The following is an 18,750-nucleotide window of genomic DNA, read 5'->3' as shown; positions in this document are numbered from 1 at the left end:
CCGGCGTCTTCGCATTCGCTTCGAGCGCCGATCTGACATTCACGAAGCATTCCTCAAACTAGCCTGCTCACTCGTCTGCTGGAACATCTTCAGCCGAACTGAGCAGCCTTTTTGAACTGCCCTCTAAGTGTCCACAGCGTGCAGTTCCATTTCATAGGTGCCCCAAAAGCACGGTGCTCGCAAGAGCTTAGAATGTGTGAAACCCTCCTTCTCGCGAATCCTGACAGTAAAACGCTTCGCCCCGTACGCTCTCGGGCAAGCACCCGTGTTCCACGGACCCGCGCGGCCTCACGCGTATCTACCGCTACCGTTGTTCGCGGGTTAGCCGCCCGGTTTGCGCCGCCATGTTCGTGGAAACAGCCTGCTCCCGAGTTCCAGTAGGTCGGCTACCTGGTCTGACTGCAACTTTCGTGGACTAAGTTGAGGCCGCAAGCAGATTGATTGCGTCACTTGTTCGTAGGCGCCTGCTTAGCCTGCACGTTATTTTCGTTGGCTACGGCCTCACGGATTTAGCGGCATGGTTTCTTGGTGGGTTGGCGGTGTGATTCGTCATGCGTACTAATTTGGTGGATGGTTCACGCGGATAGCGCGGGGTGTCCCTTGGGCAGGTTCAATCACTGGTGGCGCAGCGTGGGGTATCCGTGTTCGGAGAAAGAGGGGTTCACACATCCTTCGCTCTTGCGAGCACCGTGCTTTTGGGGCACCCATGAAATGGAACTGCACGCTGTGGACACATAGGGTAGAGCGGTGAAAGCGTTTTCTTTGCTTCGTTTCTTTGTCGCTTTGGACAAAGAAATGACGCGCTGCCACGCGCAGTGGCTAATAGTGATAAAGAAAACAGCTAACACTAAACGCGCGAAGGCCTGGAAAGCAGCAACCCGGCATTGACCCCGACCTGCTAACGCCGGAACCTAGCACAACCCCAAGACCGCCCCCGACCAACCAAACCCCAAGTGCGAACGAAACCCCTACGGTAATGCCAACTCCCTGGCCCCTTCCGCACTCGCCCAACCCTGTTTGACTGACCAACGCTGATCAGTACCCGCCTCAACAATGGTGAGCCGCCCATCGTCGGAATAAGCCCCGGTATCGATAAAAATCTGCGACCCGATCCGCTTGATCGCCTTCATGGGCGTGTGTCCGCAATAGGTCGGCGATAACCCCCGCTGCCACGCAGCCTTCCCCGTCCCCAGCGCAAGCGACCTTCCCCACAACATCTGCTGGCGAACCTCGTCAGGGAAATACGCGACCTCCAGATCGGCATCGCTGCCAAAAAACTCGGCGTGCAGCACGTTGAACCGCGTCGGACCATCGCCGACAATTCGTACCAACGGAACACTCGCCAACTTCTCGGCAATTGCGTCCAGTTGTTCATCGGACAAATTCGCCGCCCACGCGCCGCCAATCGAATACCACATGTGGCGCGGCATTGTGCCCGCAGCAACCGCGCACAACGCATCTTCGTGATTGCCAAGTACAGGGTAGAACCAGGGCTTATCGAGCAGGTCGATTGCTGCCAGCGAATCGCTGCCGCGATCGACCAGATCACCCACGGAAAACAGGCGATCACGCGAACCATCGAAAGCAATCTCGCTAAGCAGATAACGCAGCGCGTCGACGCAGCCGTGCAAATCGCCAACCACAAGGTCACGGCCAACTTTGTTCGCCGGATGCCAGCAAACGACAGGATGAGTAGAAGCAGTCATGGCAACAATCTTAATCTTACAAAACGCACAGTTATACGCGCCAACTCGCATTGCAACAAATTACACACCCACATTCTGGAACGACCACTACCAATGTGCAATACGCCAGGCTTAGCGCAGCAATAATTGCCGCGCTAAGCCGAGAAGTCAACGTAGTTATTGCGGGGTTGAACGGAGTTTGGCGACCTGATCGGCGGATGTCGTCGACTGCGGATTGCCAAATGTCTTGGTCACGTAATTGCTGATCGCTGCAATCTGTTCATCGCTAAGTTCATTGGCGAACGCTGGCATAAAGGCGGATGCGTCTTTTGTCTGACGGTCCACGCCGTGCAGCATGACCATCGTCAGGTTATTCGCGGCCGACGCCCCCACCACGCTGTTATGAATCAGCGACGGGTACGCTCCCGGCGCGTTGCCGCCCCTGCCCTCGCCGGTCCAGCTATGACACGTCGCACAGTTGGCGATAAACAATTGCGCACCGTTCACGCCGCTGATCGTCGTGCCGCGCATCGCGGTGACGTCCGCGTTGGTCGGCTGGCCGAAGGAATTGCGCGGGTGGATATCGCCGCCACTTTTCGCCGGCACCGAGCGCAGGTACACCACGATCGAGCGCAAGTCCTCAGGCGTCATGTACTGCGTACTGTTCTGCACGACGTCCGCCATCGCGCCCGCCGCGTTCGCCCGGCCATGTGCCACGCCGGTCGAGAGATACTGCGTCAGATCGTCGTCGGTCCATCCGCCAACGCCCGCTGTCTTATCAGGCGTGATGTTGAACGCGTGCCAGCCGGATAGTTCGGCGCCGCTGAAGCGCTCGCTCGTTTTCAAACCCTGCATCACGTTGCGAGGCGTATGGCATTCCTCGCAATGCGCAAGTCCGCCAACCAGATAAGCGCCGCGGTTCCATTCTGCACTTTGCTGCGGGTCCGGCACGAAGCGGCCTTCCTTGAAGTTGAACATGTTCCAGAACACCATCAGCCAGCGCTGGTTGAACGGAAACGACAGCTCATTGCGCGGCGGCGTGTAGTGGATCGGCGTCAGCGTATTCAGATAGGCACGGATCGCGAGGACGTCCGAGTCGGTGACCTTCGTGTATTCGGCGTAAGGGAAGGCCGGGTAAAAGCGCTCACCGCCCTTGCCGATCCCGTCATGCATCGCACGAAGGAAATCGGCGTCGCTCCAGCGGCCAATGCCGGTATCCGGATCGCTCGTGATATTCGGCGTATAGATGGTCCCGAACGGCGTGTTGATCGGCAAACCGCCCGCAAATGGACGGCCTTTGTCAGCGGTATGACACGCCACGCAGTCGCCCGCGCGCGCGAGGTATTCACCGCGCTTGATCAGCGTCGCGCCGGCCAGCGTGTCGCGCTGCACGACCATGGGCTCGGGCGCGGCAGTCTGCGCGTGCGCCGATTGAATCAGCGTGTGAAAACTCATGCCCATGATGGCGAGCGCAAGGGCAGCGAGCGTGCCGCCCAAACGCTTGTTAAAGATTTTCGCGTCGCGAGGTTTGGGGTTCTTCATCGTGGGGCTCCGTCGGCGCGCAATCAAAGTTCTTTCTTCAGCTTGTCGGCAAGACGCAGCGACAACGCCGACAAAGTCAGCGTGCAATTCACCGATGCCGCCGTCGGCATCACCGCACTGCCGGCCACAAAAAGGTTCGCGTGGTCATGCGTGCGGCACTCGGGATCGACGACGGAATCCTTCGGGTCCGCGCCCATGATGGTCGTCCCCATGATGTGATTGTTCGGAGCGAATTTATCGTCGAAGGTGATCTCCGTGCCGCCGAACAACTCCGCAATCCGCGCGTAATGCGTGCGCGTGTCGGCTGCGCTTTTCTTCACGTAATCGTTGATCGAGTAGTAGATCTCGGGTTGCGGGATGCCGAGCGAATCCTTGTGATCCGACGATGGAATCACGCGGTTCTGCGGCTCGGCCAGATGCTCGTGGAAGCTGTTGATGCTCATCGTGCGCGCCGCGCGGTCGCGGATCTGCCGATCCAGTTCCGCCCCGGTCAAGCCCTTTGCGATCAGGTCCGCCGTGACCGACATGGTGGGCACGCCATTCGATAAATGCAGCTTCTTCGCCGAGTATTCCGAACGGAACGCACCGTCACGGAAGTTCACCACGGAGGTCATTTCCATTGGCCCGCGTCCCGGCCACACCGGCTCGTTGGCGAGGAAGGTCACGCCGGTTCCCGGGTGATCCATCAGGTTGCGCCCGACCTGGTCCGAACTATTGCCAATGCCATTCTTGAATCTGTCGGACACGGACTGGAGCATCAGCTTCGGCGTTTCAATACCGTTAGCTGCGAGCACGAAGAGCTTCCCTGTGACACGCGCGCTGTTGCCGTTCGGGTCTTTGTAATGGACCGCGGTGATCAGGCCTTTATCGTCGCTTTCAATCTGGTAGACGACTGCTTGCGCGATCAGCTTCGCGCCTGCACGTTCGGCTTTCTCCGCATGCGTGATGCCGTTGTACATGGCGGCGATCGGGCAGATCGGCATGCAGTTGTTATTGCCGCAGCAAGTCGGGCGGGCATCGTAGGGGCGGCTGTTGCGCGCGACCGGTTCCGGCACGACGTGAAAAGACTGCGCGTTGAGGACATTGGCGAAACGCTGATCCATGTAGGACAGCGGCAGCATGTCCATGGGATACGGTTTGGAACGCGGCGAGCCGAGATCAACATTATTGCCCGGACCGGACACGCCAAGTTGCACTTCGGCGGCGAAGTACCAAGGCTCAAGCGTCTCATACGGGATCGGCCAGTCACGACCTACGCCATAAAGCGTCCTCAACTTGAAATCGGCAGGCAGCAAGCGCCATGCAGCAGCAGCCCAGTGCCAGGTCGTCCCGCCTACGAGCCGCAAGTATTGCGACGCGTATGGATACTCGCCTTTCTGGATCAGGTAGTTGTTCTCGGGCGAATACTCGGGATGCGGTGCGTAAGGCGTCGACGGATACGGTGTAGCGAAATCGGCCTTCGCCGGTGAGTTACGGAAATTCTCGACGATCTGCCAGCGCGGAATGCGCGGCCCGGCTTCGAGCAGAATCACGGAGGCGCCCGCGCTCGCGAGCTGATGCGCGACGAGTCCACCCGCAACCCCTGATCCGACGACCACGACATCGGCCGAATTCGAATTTGCCATTTGTTCTTGTCCTGTGAGGGGTGGTTTTTATTTGCTTCGGCCGCGCCGACAAATAGGCTGACATGCGTGCTGTCACCTGACTGTCAGGTAGCGTGCCGGCTTGATGCTTTTCTTGATGCGTGACTTTCTCCAGGCGTACTTTCAAGCCGCGCCGGGAGGCTTCTGCGTCCAGTAGAACGGCGCGTCACGGCAGTACGACGGAATGGTCAGCACGTCGTTGACGGGATCGAACATCAGCGCGCGTTCGTAAGCGACCACGCTCACGCGCGGCGCATCGCCGACGAGACCGAGATACCACGCCCGCATGATCGCGGTGACCGTGCCGGCAAGCTTGGGCGTATCCGACTTGAGCGCCTGCGTCACCGTATCCGAGGGCACGCCGCCATGCGCCGCGAGCCAGACATTCAACGCGCTGACGTTGCCGACGAACTCGCTGTCCGACTTCGACAGCGCGTCATACACGCGTTGCGCCAGCGCATGATCGAAGGTCGTGCGGCCAGTCAGTTTGCGTGAAAGCAGCAGGAAACCATCGAGACCCGCAGGCGGGGTATCGGCGAAAGCCTGAGTGAAGAATGCGGGAAAACCGAAACCCGCGGACGTGAACGCGAGCGCCACTGCCGACGCGCACGCGCCAAGAACAAAACGCCTGCGAGTGGCAGACTGTGCACGCGCCATGGGGTGGTCGAGTTGTGTCATGTGATGAGGTCCAAACCGCGTTGTCCAGAGGGGCGATGAACGAGTGCACGTGTCAGGCGCACCTGTCGATATCCCCGAATAGTTTCTTGAGGCGCGCCTTGCGGCGGCCGAAGCATGCACGATGAACCGATTAATAACCAGCCCTTGGGCCGTTGGTAATTGAAAGCTGCACGGGCAATAATCGCGGCACTTAAAGTAGTCGAAGTACAGGAAGCACCGATGGATAGCACCATACGGTCCCGCGCGAGCTTAGCGCTATAAAAACTGCCACCACTGTCACCTGTTATTACCAGGCCGCTATAAAAAATGAATTTTGTTCCCCAGGTAGTTCGCTATCGTCCGCGCGCGGTCATTGCACTCGTGATTGGTGTGATCGTGGCGCTTTTGGTTCCACATGACCTCCCACTGATCGTACGCAGCCTCATTGGATGGGACAGTACCGTATGGCTGTATCTCGCGCTTATATGGATTCAGATGGCGCTTGCACGTCAGGATAAAGTGCAGAAGCTCGCCGCGCGCGAGGACGAGAACGCAGGCATGGTATTGCTCATCATCAGCCTGGCTGCCATAGCGAGTCTTATCGCGATTGTGTTTGAACTGGCCGCAGCCAAGAACCTCGGCGTGCGTGGTCAACTGCTCCACTATCTGCTGACCGCTTTCACGATGCTGGGCGCATGGTTCCTCATTCCAACCATCTTCACCCTTCACTACGCGCGCCATTACTATCAGTCGACAGGCGACGAGCCATCGCTCAGATTCCCCGATGCGCAACTGAAGCCGGACTATTGGGACTTCCTCTATTTCTCATTCACGATCGCGGTGGCGTCGCAGACTTCAGATGTCGTGCTCTGTTCCAATGAAGTCCGACGAGCGGCACTCGCGCAATCCGTCCTGTCATTCTTCTTTAATGCCGCAGTGATCGGTCTATGCGTCAACACGGCAGCGAGTTTGCTTTAGCCGCGACCAAGTCATAAAGCAAATATTGCCGTCATGCTTGATGAAAGTCGGGCGTAATTGCCGTAACGAATAATTAGTTGGGATGGCTGACAATCCCGGCTGCGCTGGCAGATGACCCGCTAAGCGAGTAAGCGCACCGACACGCTCGTCTTTCGTATATCGATTCCCGAACAACCCGTGTAAAAACGCCGCTTGCAACGCGTGCTTTTTTACACGGCTCCTTAAGTCTGCTGAATGCCGGCCGTAGCGCCAATCAGTGCCTATCGCTTTCCCGCGGTTTTGGCAGATTTCCGCAAACATGGCACACGCCTTGCTCTAGCTCTCTGGCTTCCCCTCTCCCCTCCGATAAAAGCACCGGACGCATGCGCCGCAGATTTTCTGCCCGAGCGCATCCCATCGCTTTTCATCCATCAAACGCCAGGAGTCAACCTTGTCCTTGAACGTCTTGCTTGTCGCTTCCGAGGCTGTACCGCTAGCCAAAACCGGCGGATTGGGTGACATGGTCAGCGCGTACGCCGTTGCATTGCGAGAGGCCGGAGTCGATGCCGCTATCCTGCTCCCGGCTTATCCGAACGCGCTGCAGATGGTCGAGGGATTGCAGAAGGTTGCTTCAGTGACGGGGCTTCCCGGCGGAGATGGCGCGCTGTATCGCGGCCGCATGCCGGACACCGGCGTGCCCGTGATCCTGCTGCGCATGGATCATTTGTACGCACGCGAAGGCCTCTATCAGGACGCGAAAGGACGCGACTACGAAGACAATGCGATTCGTTTCGCCTCGTTGTCGGCCGCAGCGGTGAAGATTGCTCAAGGCGTTCGGGGTTTCAAGAAGCCGGACATCGTGCACGCGCATGACTGGCATTCAGGCCTCACGCCGCTCTTGATGAAGCAAGCGGGCGTGCACGCAAAAAGCGTTTTCACGATCCATAATCTGGCGTTCCAGGGCAACTATTCGCTCTCGCTTGGTGCAACACTCGGCGTGTCCGCCAAGTGGCTCGTGCCCGCGTTGACCGAACCGAAAAGCATCGAATTTTATGGTGCATTGAGTCTGATGAAAGCCGGCATTGTGCACGCCGACCATGTTGCTACCGTCAGCGAAACGTATGCGCGAGAAATCCTCACGCCGCGCTTTGGCCACCTGATGGAAGGCGTGCTGCAAAGCTGCGCCGGCAAGTTGTCGGGGATCATCAACGGGATCGACTTGAATACCTGGGATCCGAAGACCGATCCGCAAATTGCCCGTCATTATTGTTTCGACGATATGCGCGGCAAGCACGCCTGCAAGCGCGAGCTCCAACAAATGTTCGGCCTTCCCGTCGACCCGTTCGCGCCGGTCATTGCGCTGGGTAGCCGGATGACATCGCAGAAAATGGCCGATGTCGCCGTGGAAGCGATTCCCGCACTACTGGAACACTATCCGCGTTTGCAGATTGCGGTGCTTGGCAAAGGCGAGGCCCATTTGGAAGCCGCGTTCCAGCGGCTGGCGCAAACCTGGCCGGATCGGGTGGGCGTCTATATAGGTTACGACGAGCGCCGCGCGCACATGCTGCATGCCGGCGCCGATATCCTGCTGCATGGCAGCCGCTTCGAGCCGTGCGGCCTCACGCAAATCTACGCCATGCGATACGGCACCTTGCCGGTGGCATCGCGTGTGGGCGGGCTGGCGGATACGATCGTGGATACGGCGGAAGCAACGGACACCGTCGGACTTCAAACAGGCTTTCAGGCATCGCCCCTTAGCGGCTTCGAGGGCGCAACGTCCTCGCGCCCGGCGACCGGATTCCTCTTCGACGGCGAGGGTGCTGAGGACTTGATCGCCGCCACCGCGCGCGCGATCGACGCTTTCATGCGTCCGCAACAATGGCGCACGCTTCAACGCAACGCGATGGCACGTGATTACGGATGGGATCAGGCGGTAGCGAAATACGTCCAGCTATACGCGGGTCTCACCGACGCACGTCCGGCCAAAGCACCGTTGCGCGCGCGTCGCGTACCGGCCGAGGTTCGGGCCGTTCCGGCCACGGTCGAAGCAGATCGCCGCAAAGCGGAACAGGTGCAACTCGTCGCACGCAGCGCCTGACGTTCCACACTACCCTTTTCGATGGTACGGTTACACGGTTGGCCGCCTGGCGCGCACTGGATTGCATTGCAATTTACAGTGCGCGCCAGGGCGAATGTCGTCTGACCTGAACCCGCATGCTGGGCGCGAATCATTGGCTACCTTCAGGCTCCGACATACACCAGGAAACGCGAGGGCGCGGCACGCTACGTGCTGTGTCCTTCAAGCGACCCTGGCGCCGCACCGAACGGCGTATCGCCCGGTAAAGATACGCACCGCATTCGTCACCCCGGAATTGGTGCTTTGAAGACTGTCTGAGGCTCGTCTGCCGTAGCCGTTCTTGCGGTTGGTTTATTGCCTGGTTGAGCGCGATCGCGTTTTCCCGCATCCACGCCATAGCAGGACGAACTGGAAAAGACGACCGATGGAACACCATCACATGCTTCAAGCGTACGCGCCAAGAATTTATTTCATCGACCCGCTTCTCGTCGGACCATTGCCTGACTGGTCCGCACAATTCGAACATGCCGCCGCGCTGGGCTTCGATCACGTCTTGATCGGCCCGCCCTTCCAGCCGGGCAGCAACGGCCATCGACAGGCCGTGTCGGATCATCACAAACTCCACCCCGTATTTGACTCCGACGCGCCTGCGAGCGAAGGTTTGCGCCTGCTTGCAGACCAGGCGAACAAGCATGGCCTGACCTTGCTGGTGGATATCACGCTCGACCAGGTCAGCGCCGAAGGCGGCCTGTTCCGCGATAACCGCCACTGGTTCCATCCGTTCGAAGCGGCTGAAGCCCGGCTCGACCCGCGCCACGCGCCGCATGAAGAAAGCGCGGCGCATGCGAATTTCGGCGATGGCGAAGCGGCCCAGGCGCTGACAGAATGGTGGGCGCGCGAGTTGATGCTGCTCGCCGATGCCGGCATTGGCGGTTTTCGTTTCGAGGCGCCGCACAAGGTTCCGGCGCACGTATGGCGCAGGCTCGGTGCAGCCGTTCGCGAACGTCATCCGCAAACGAAGTGGCTTGCGTGGACGGTCGGCATCAGCCGTCACGATCTCGCAGGTCTTGCCGATGCCGGTTTCGACTCGGTGTTTTCATCGTCGCGATGGTGGGATTTCCAGAGCAACTGGCTCTTCGATGAACACGCCGCGCTATTCCGTATTGCGCCGCCCATCGCGTTTCCGGAAGAGCCCTACGGCACGCGCCTGCTACACGACTTGCCCGACACCAGCGACTCGTCGCTGGTCGAGCGCGCGTATCGGCGCGCGTTGTACACGGCGGCGGGCATCGGCACAGGCCTGCTCGTCCCGATGGGCTTCGAATACGGCGTGACGCAGCCGCTTACGTACAACCATGGCAGCGCGGAAGAATTCCGCCGCGCGAAGGAAGGCGCGCGCTTTAATGTATCGGCGGAAGTGGCCCACGCCAACGCGCTGCAACGCAACTCCGCGGCTCTGGCGAGCATCGGCGAGCTGCGCGCACTGACCGGCGCCGGCACCCCTTACGCGGCCATCCTGCGAGGCAGCAGCCCGGATCTGCGAATCGCGGCCGAGGCGGCGCTGATCGTGCTGAACCCTGACCTCACGACGCCGGTTTATGTCGATACCCGGCATCTGCTGGACGGCGCACCGGGCAACTTCACACGGTTCCGCCCGATCGACGAAGACACGACGGAAACACCGCTGCCGCTCGAGCCATTCTTGTTGCAACCTGGCGAAGTGCGTGTGCTGCGCGGCGCGGCCGAGCCGCCCATCCTGCTCGCGCTACCGCAGGTCAAGCGCGGCGCCAAGTCGGCCGACAAGAAATCCGTGAACGAAGCGTTGGTGGCGCCGCGGGTGGCGATCGAAAGCGTGACGCCATCGGTCGATCATGGCCGCTTTCCGGCAAAGCGCATCGTGGGCGAAGCGGTGGAAATCACGGCTGCCATTTTCGGTGAAGGCCACGACAAGATCGCGGCAGCCGTGCAATGGCGCGCCGCCGATGAAACCGACTGGCATGAAGCGCCCATGGTCCCGGTCCTGCCGCTCGGCAATGACTTGTGGACCACGCACATTCCACTCGATCGCGTCGGCCGTCACGAATTTACGGTGATCGCGTGGCGCGACGATTTCGCTTCGCTGATCGATCACATGCAGAAGAAGCTGAAGGCTGCGCAGACGGTTGAGCTGGAACTGGAAGAAGTACGGCATTTGTTCGCGCTGATCCTGGCCGAGGTGAAGACCACGGAAGGCGCGCAAACGGAACCGCTCGAAGGGATCGTCAAGCAGTTCGCCAAAGCGGATGCCGAGACGCGGCTCGCACTGGCGCTCGCGCCGGAAACGGCGCAGGCGATCGAGGCGGCGCGGCATCGGCCGTTCCTGTCACGCGATCCGGTGACGTATCGCATCGATGCAGAACGCGCCGCCGCGCGCTTTGCAAGCTGGTACGAAATCTTCCCGCGCTCCATGAGCGACGATGAAAATCGCCACGGCACGTTCGTCGATGTAATCGGCAAGATGCCGCGCATTCGCGAGATGGGTTTCGACGTGCTGTATTTCCCGCCGATCAACCCCATTGGCGTCGCGAACCGCAAGGGCAAGAACAACACGCTCACGGCTCAACCCGGCGATGTGGGCAGCCCTTACGCCATCGGCGGCAAGGAAGGCGGCCACGACGCGTTGCATCCTGAACTCGGCAATCTCGACGACTTCAAGCAGATGCTGGACGCGGCGCGTGCGCATGGTCTTGAGATCGCACTTGATTTCGCCGTGCAGTGTTCGCCGGATCATCCTTGGCTGAAAGAGCATCCCACGTGGTTCGCGTGGCGCCCGGACGGCACGCTGCGTTACGCGGAAAATCCGCCGAAGAAGTATCAGGACATCGTTAATCCTGACTTCTACGCGCAAGATGCGAAGCCGGAATTGTGGCTCGCCTTGCGCGATGTATTCCTGTTCTGGATCGCGGCCGGCGTGAAGATTTTCCGCGTCGACAATCCGCACACGAAGCCCATGCCTTTCTGGGAATGGGTGATTGGCGATGTTCGCTCGCGTCATCCCGATGTCATGTTCCTCGCTGAAGCGTTCACGCGTCCACGCGTGATGAACCGTCTCGCCAAGCTGGGTTTCTCGCAGTCGTACACGTACTTTACGTGGCGCGAGTCGAAGCAGGATTTCCTGGACTACATGCATGACCTGACGCAGACGGACGCGAAGGAATTTTTCCGCCCGAACTTCTTCGTCAACACGCCTGACATCAACCCGCGTTTCCTGCAGCGTTCGGGTCGCGCGGGCTTTGTGATTCGCGCGGCGCTTGCCGCCACGTTGTCAGGGCTGTGGGGCGTGTATAGCGGATTCGAACTTTGCGAAGCCGCCGCGCTGCCGAACAGCGAGGAATATCTCGATTCGGAGAAGTACCAAATCCGCGCCTGGGACTGGAACCGGCCGGGGAATATCGTTGGGGAAATTACCGCGCTCAACCGGATCAGGAAGGCGAATCCGGCGCTGCATTCGCATCTCGACGTCAACTTCCTTCCCGCTCACAACGACAACATCCTGTTCTTCGAGAAGGCGAACGCGGCACGCGACAACATCGTGCTGGTCGCGATCAATCTCGATCCCTTCAACGAACAAGGCGCGGACGTGGAGTTGCCGTGGCAGACGCTGAATAATTGGGGCGTGCAGGAATGGGACGCGCTGGCCGTGGAGGACCAGATGACGGGCGAACGTTTTGAATGGCGTGGCAGACGGCAGCATATTCGCCTTGACCCGAACACGCGGCCGTTCGCGATCTGGAGAATCGCGCCGACGTGGGGTCTGCCGCGGGCGCCGACGGCCCTCTGACGCTCACACGAGCGTCACCTGACAGTCATCATCACGACGGCACTCGCCGACGTGGCACAGAACAACTCATACAGCCGGGACGAAAGACTCGTCGCGGCTCAAGGAGCGACACGTGAAGCGTAACAAGAACTCGACTCTCAGCAACGATCCGCTCTGGTACAAAGACGCGATCATTTATCAGATCCACATCAAGTCTTTCTTCGATGCAAACAACGACGGCATCGGCGACTTCCCCGGCCTGCTCGCGAAGCTCGATTACATCTCCGAACTCGGCGTGGATACGATCTGGCTGCTGCCGTTCTACCCATCGCCACGACGTGACGATGGGTACGACATCGCCGATTACCGCAACGTGCATCCCGACTACGGCACGCTCGCCGACGTGAAGCGCTTCATTCAGGAAGCGCACGCGCGCGGCATTCGCGTGATCACCGAACTCGTCATCAACCACACGTCCGATCAACACCCGTGGTTTCAGCGCGCGCGTCTGGCCAAGCCCGGTTCGAATCATCGCAACTACTACGTCTGGTCCGATACCGACAAGAAGTACGAAGACACGCGGATTATTTTTATCGATTCGGAGCCGTCCAACTGGACGCATGATCCGGTCGCGGGGCAGTATTACTGGCACCGGTTCTTTAACCACCAGCCCGACCTGAACTTCGATAACCCCGCCGTGCTGAAGGAAGTGCTGCAAGTGATGCGGTTCTGGCTCGACATGGGGATCGACGGGTTGCGGCTGGACGCCGTGCCGTACCTGGTTGAACGCGAAGGCACGAACAACGAGAACCTGCCGGAAACGCACGCGATCCTGAAGAAGATCCGCGCGACGATTGATGCGGAATATCCGAACCGCATGTTGCTGGCCGAAGCAAACCAATGGCCTGAAGACGTGAAGGAATATTTCGGCGAGGAAGACGAATGCCACATGGCTTTCCACTTCCCGCTGATGCCGCGCATTTATATGTCGATTGCGAGCGAGGACCGCTTTCCGATCACGGACATCATGCGGCAAACGCCGGATCTCGCGCCGACTAACCAGTGGGCCATTTTCCTGCGTAATCACGATGAACTCACGCTGGAAATGGTCACGGATTCCGAGCGCGACTATTTGTGGAACACATACGCCAGCGATCGCCGCGCGCGTCTGAATCTCGGCATTCGCCGACGTCTCGCGCCGCTGATGGAACGCGATCGCCGGCGGATTGAACTGATCAATTCGCTGCTGCTGTCCATGCCCGGTACGCCCGTGATCTATTACGGCGACGAACTCGGCATGGGCGACAACATCCACTTGGGCGATCGCGATGGCGTGCGTACGCCGATGCAGTGGTCATCGGATAGAAACGGCGGATTCTCGCGCGCCGATCCGGAGCAACTCGTGTTGCCGCCGGTGATGGGTTCGCTCTACGGGTATGACGCGGTGAACGTGGAATCGCAGAGCCGCGATCCACACTCACTGCTTAACTGGACCCGCAAGATGCTGACGGTGCGTCGTGGGAAGCAGGCGTTCGGCCGCGGCACGATCCGTTTCCTGCGCCCGAACAACCGCAAGATCCTCGCGTATTTGCGTGAGGTCGAAGGCGAACCGCCCATCTTGTGCGTCGCGAATTTGTCACGCGCTCCGCAGGCGGTCGAACTCGATCTGTCCGAGTACGCCGGTTCGGTGCCGCTGGAAATGACGGCGGATTCCCCGTTCCCGCCCATCGGCCAGCTCACCTATTTACTGACTTTCCCGCCGTACGGTTTCCTGTGGTTCCAGTTGTGCCCGGGCAATCAGCGGCCGGCGTGGAGCCAGGCGCCGTCCGAGCAATTGCCTGAATTCGTGACCATGGTGATCCGCGCCGGCCAGACCGGACCGACGCCGGAAAACGTGCGCCTGCTTGAATCGGAAGTGCTGCCGTCCTACTTGAGCAAGCGCCGCTGGTTTGCATCGAAGGACAAGAAGCTGCTTGGCGTGCGTCTCGCCGCGTTGACGACCATTCCGGAAGCCGGTTTTGCGTTCACCGAAATCGAAGCCGACCTCGGCGATCACACCGAACGCTACGTGCTGCCGCTCACGATTGCATGGGGCACGGAAACGACCTCGCCGCTTTACATGCAGCTCGCCCTCGCGCGTGTTCGCCAGGTTCGTAATATCGGTCATATCACCGACGCCTTCGCCGTCCCGAACTTCACCTACGGCGTGTTGAAGAAACTCTTGCAGCGGGCGGTCATTCCGACGGTGCAGAAGAGCGAGATTCGCTTTATTCCGACCGAACGGCTCGACGCGCTCGCCGCCAATTTCAGGCCGGGCGAACCACCGCCGGAAATTCGCTGGCTGGCAGCAGAGCAGAGCAACAGCTCGCTCGTGATCGGCGACCAGATCGTGCTGAAACTCGTGCGTCGCCTGGTTGGCGGGATTCATCCGGAAGCCGAAATGAGCCGGCACCTGACGAAGCTCGGTTACCAGAATACGGGACCGCTGTTCGGCGAAGTGGTGCGTGTCGATCCGGAAGGCGTGCCGCATACGCTGTGCATCTTGCAAGGCTTTATCGACAACCAGGGCGATGCGTGGAACTACGCGCTCGATTACCTGCGCCGCACCGTCGATGAACTTGCGCTGGCGGTGGATACCGACGACCACTCGATGGACCGCGAGAAGGAGCTGCAAGGCATCGAAGGTTATCGGACGGTCATAGGAATCATCGGGCGACGTTTGGGCGAACTGCACGTGGCGCTCGCTCAGCCCTCCGACGACTCCGCGTTCACGCCCGAAAAGGCATCGAAGAAGGATGTTCGTACCTGGAACGACGGCACGCACACGCTGCTCGTGACGGCGCTCGATATCCTCGCCGCCAAGCTCCTGGAGATGAACGAGCACGACCGTGCGATGGCGCAGAGCCTGCTCGATCGTCGCGACCTGCTGCTTGCCGCCGTGCAAAAGCTCGTGCCGGAAAGCGCCGATGCGTTGCGCATCCGGATCCACGGTGACTTCCACCTTGGGCAGGTGCTGATGGCGCAGGGCGACGCGTTCCTGATCGATTTCGAGGGTGAACCGGCGCGGCCGCTTGATGAACGCCGCCAGAAATCGAGTCCGTTGCGCGATGTGGCCGGCTTATTGCGTTCCCTGTCGTATGCGAGCGCGGCTGCTCAGCCGACGACAACCGGAAACGCGCCGCAGGCCACCGCCGATCGCAAGCGCGCGTTGTTCGAGCGCCTGCGCGGTCATGGCGAGGAAGCGTTCCTGCTCGAATATCAAGCGGCGGTGGCCGCTTCACCGCAACCCGTTGCCGGCGACGAAACCACCTTCGCTGCCCTGCTCGATCTGTTCCTGATCGAGAAGGCCGCCTACGAAATCCGCTATGAAGCGGCGAACCGTCCGACCTGGATCGGCTTGCCGTTACGTGGCCTCGCGTCGCTTGCGAGCCGCTTGCTGGGTGATACGGGCGCCCCGCCCGCTCCCGGTTCGCGACCCGCCGACGCATTCAAGGACACATCAGATGGAAACGAAAATGAATAAGCGCACAGACGACAGGGTGTTGACCGAAGGTCTGCATCCGCTCGATATCGACGCGCTCGTCGAAGCTCGCCATCCCGATCCGTTTTCGAAGCTCGGGCTTCATCAGACCGATGCCGGCCCCGTCGTGCGCGTGCTGCTGCCTGGCGCAACCGGCGTGCAAGTGCTGGAGCGCGACAGCGGCAAGCCGCTTGGCACGCTCACGCAGGTTCATCCGGCGGGGTTGTTCATCGGGTTTATCGATGAGATGCAGGCGTACAAGCTCAATATCGATTGGCACGGCACGCCACAAGAAGTCGCCGATACCTATTCGTTCGGCCCCGTTTTAGAAGAAGACCCGTTGAACCGCATTTCCTGGGGCGATCCGTATGCGGTGATGGAATGCCTCGGCTCGCGGCCGATCGTTCATGGCGGAGTGGCGGGTGTGCGTTTTGCCGTATGGGCGCCGAATGCACGACGCGTGTCGGTGGTGGGCGACTTCAACTCGTGGGACGGCCGCAGGCATCCCATGCGCCTGCGCCATAACGCCGGCGTCTGGGAACTGTTCGTGCCGGGACTTGGTGCGGGCACGCGCTACAAGTACGAGATCATCTCGCGCGAGGGGCACGCGCTGCCGCTGAAAGCCGATCCATGCGCGATGCAAAGCGAGCGTCCACCCGCGACGGCTTCTGTGGTCGCCGATGCTGACGCTATCGATGGATACGCCTGGACCGACAGTGAGTGGATGAACTCACGTGGCCCGAGGCAAACCGTGAATGCGCCGATTTCCGTGTACGAAGTCCATGCGGAATCGTGGCTGCGCGTGCCTGAGGAAGGCAACCGCGGCATGAACTGGCACGAGCTTGCCGAGCGCCTGATTCCGTATGCAAAGAGCATGGGGTTCACGCACCTCGAGTTCATGCCGATTGCGGAGCATCCGTTTGGCGGTTCGTGGGGTTATCAGCCGTTGGGGCAATTTGCGCCATCGGCGAGATTCGGAACGCCTGAGCAATTCGCCGAGTTCGTGAACCGCGCGCATGAAGCGGAGCTGGGGATCATTCTCGACTGGGTGCCGGCGCATTTTCCCAACGATGCCCATGGTTTGATCGAGTTCGACGGCACGCCGCTTTACGAGCATGCGGACCCGCGCGAGGGGTATCACCAGGACTGGAATACGATGATCTATAACCTCGGCCGCAACGAGGTTAGTGCGTTTCTCGTGGCGTCGGGATTGGCCTGGTTGAAGCGTTATCACGTCGATGGATTGCGAGTGGACGCGGTGGCTTCCATGTTGTATCGGGACTATTCGCGCAAGGCGGGCGAGTGGGTGCCGAACATGTATGGCGGGCGCGAGAATCTGGAATCGATAGCATTCCTCAAGCGTCTCAATCACGAGGTGCGTCAGATTCCTGGGGCGATTACGATTGCTGAGGAATCGACTGCGTGGCCGGGCGTGACGGCATCGCTTGAGGATGGCGGGCTGGGTTTCGATTTCAAGTGGAACATGGGCTGGATGCATGACACCTTGCATTACATGGAAGAGGATCCTGTGTACCGGCAGTATCACCACAACATGTTTACGTTCGGGATGGTGTATGCGTATTCCGAGCGATTCTTGTTGCCGCTGTCACATGACGAGGTGGTTCATGGGAAGGGATCGTTAATTGGGAAGATGCCGGGGGATCATTGGCAGAAGTTTGCGAATCTGCGGGCGTATCTGGGCTTCATGTGGACGCATCCGGGCAAGAAGCTGTTGTTCATGGGTGGAGAGTTTGGGCAGTTTGGCGAGTTCAATCACGATACGTCGCCGCATTGGCATTTGCTTGATGATCCGTTCCATGGCGGCTTGCAGAAGCTGGTTCGCGATTTGAACCGGGTGTATGGAGAGGAGCCCGCGTTGTACAAGCTTGATAGCGATCCACATGGGTTTGACTGGCTGATCGGCGATGACGCGGCGAATAGTGTTTTTGCGTTTCGTCGTACCGATGGTGAAGGTCGTGAGTGCGTGGTGATATCGAATATGACGCCGGTGCCGCGGCAGGGGTATCGGGTGGGATTGCCGAAGGGCGGGAAGTGGAGTGAGATCGTGAATTCGGATGCGTCGGTGTATGGCGGTTCGAATATGGGGAATGGGGGCGTGATTCACGCCGAGAATGTTTCGAGTCATGGGCGGGAGTGGTCAGCGGCGTTGACCTTACCGCCGTTGGCGACGATTGTGCTTAGGGCTGAGTAGTAGGAGGGGGTCTTTCGTTCGCACTGGTTGGATGGGTGGTGCTTGGGGTGCGGGTCTTGCGGCAGCGCGTCGGGTTCTTTGCCGGGTTGCTAGGTTCCGAAGTTAGCGGTTCTGCGTCTATGCCGGGTTGCTGCTCTCCAAGTCTTCGCGAGTTAGATGTTGGCTGTTTTCTTCATCACTGTTAGCCACTGTGCGTGGCGGCACGTCATTTCTTTGTCCAAAGCGACAAAGAAACGAAGCAAAGAAAACGCTTTCACCGCTCTACCCTAAGTGTCCACAGCGTGCAGTTCCATTTCATAGGTGCCCCAAAAGCACGGTGCTCGCAAGAGCTTAGGATGTTTGAAACCCTCCTTCTCGCGAATCCTGACAGTAAAACGCTTCGCCCCGTACGCTCTCGGGCAAGCACCATTGCCAAAAAATCCGCACAGCCTCACGCGTATTCAAGACCTCATTTCTTAGCAAGTTGGCCAGCAGTTTGCGTGTGCTGGAGCTCGTCAGGCGGCATGCGTCGGATGAATTGCGTCGGATGAATTGCGTTTGCTGAATTGTGTTGAATGGTTTGCGTTGAACGGTTTGCGCGGACGGTCTGCCGACCTTTCTTCGTGGACGAACGCTTACTTCAGGTTGATTTTTGTAGTGTGTTTGCTGGCCTGTGCGC

9 protein-coding genes and 1 pseudogene are annotated in these 18,750 nt (G+C 59.8%); 6 read left to right on the top strand and 4 right to left on the bottom strand.

What is annotated here, in order from left to right:
- Window positions 1-115, top strand: a pseudogene (locus tag ACMX25_RS36865) (IS5/IS1182 family transposase); the annotation flags it as partial.
- Window positions 116-968: 853 nt separating this feature from the next.
- On the opposite strand, the gene ACMX25_RS36860 reads toward ACMX25_RS36865, so the two are convergent.
- The 4 genes from ACMX25_RS36860 to ACMX25_RS36845 form a co-directional block, all read right to left on the bottom strand.
- Window positions 969-1,706, bottom strand: coding sequence for a metallophosphoesterase (locus ACMX25_RS36860; protein WP_414954805.1), 738 nt, complete (start codon window positions 1,704-1,706; stop codon window positions 969-971).
- Between the two features lie 156 nt (window positions 1,707-1,862).
- Window positions 1,863-3,083 carry a c-type cytochrome gene (locus ACMX25_RS36855; RefSeq protein ID WP_414954807.1) on the bottom strand — a complete coding sequence of 407 codons (1,221 nt, stop codon included), beginning with the start codon at window positions 3,081-3,083 and terminating at the stop codon, window positions 1,863-1,865.
- Window positions 3,084-3,250: 167 nt separating this feature from the next.
- Window positions 3,251-4,852, bottom strand: coding sequence for a GMC family oxidoreductase (locus ACMX25_RS36850; protein ID WP_414954804.1), 1,602 nt, complete (start codon window positions 4,850-4,852; stop codon window positions 3,251-3,253).
- Window positions 4,853-4,993: 141 nt separating this feature from the next.
- Window positions 4,994-5,548: a sugar dehydrogenase complex small subunit gene (locus ACMX25_RS36845; RefSeq protein ID WP_414954803.1), complete on the bottom strand. Its 555-nt coding sequence runs from the start codon at window positions 5,546-5,548 to the stop codon at window positions 4,994-4,996.
- 306 nt (window positions 5,549-5,854) lie between these two features.
- Between ACMX25_RS36845 and ACMX25_RS36840 the strand changes: the two genes are divergently transcribed.
- The 5 genes from ACMX25_RS36840 (at window position 5,855) to glgB (ending at window position 18,092) form a co-directional block, all read left to right on the top strand.
- A complete protein-coding gene (locus tag ACMX25_RS36840; protein WP_414954802.1) occupies window positions 5,855-6,505 on the top strand; it encodes a DUF1345 domain-containing protein in 651 nt (216 codons plus the stop codon).
- 430 nt (window positions 6,506-6,935) lie between these two features.
- On the top strand, window positions 6,936-8,582 hold the full coding sequence (gene glgA, locus ACMX25_RS36835) for a glycogen synthase GlgA (RefSeq protein ID WP_414954801.1): 1,647 nt from the start codon (window positions 6,936-6,938) through the stop codon (window positions 8,580-8,582).
- Window positions 8,583-9,000: 418 nt separating this feature from the next.
- Window positions 9,001-12,381 (top strand): maltotransferase domain-containing protein, encoded by a 3,381-nt coding sequence (locus ACMX25_RS36830; RefSeq protein ID WP_414954800.1) that lies wholly within the window; start codon window positions 9,001-9,003, stop codon window positions 12,379-12,381.
- Between the two features lie 112 nt (window positions 12,382-12,493).
- Window positions 12,494-15,883, top strand: coding sequence for a maltose alpha-D-glucosyltransferase (treS, locus tag ACMX25_RS36825; RefSeq protein WP_414954799.1), 3,390 nt, complete (start codon window positions 12,494-12,496; stop codon window positions 15,881-15,883).
- Window positions 15,876-18,092 (top strand): 1,4-alpha-glucan branching protein GlgB, encoded by a 2,217-nt coding sequence (glgB, locus tag ACMX25_RS36820; RefSeq protein ID WP_414954798.1) that lies wholly within the window; start codon window positions 15,876-15,878, stop codon window positions 18,090-18,092. Before treS ends, glgB begins: the two co-directional genes overlap by 8 nt.
- Window positions 18,093-18,750 lie beyond the last annotated feature (658 nt).

Origin of the sequence: Caballeronia eucalypticola, assembly GCF_047608185.1 — a bacterium.
GTDB lineage: Bacteria > Pseudomonadota > Gammaproteobacteria > Burkholderiales > Burkholderiaceae > Caballeronia.
This window is presented reverse-complemented; position numbering and strand designations above follow the sequence as displayed.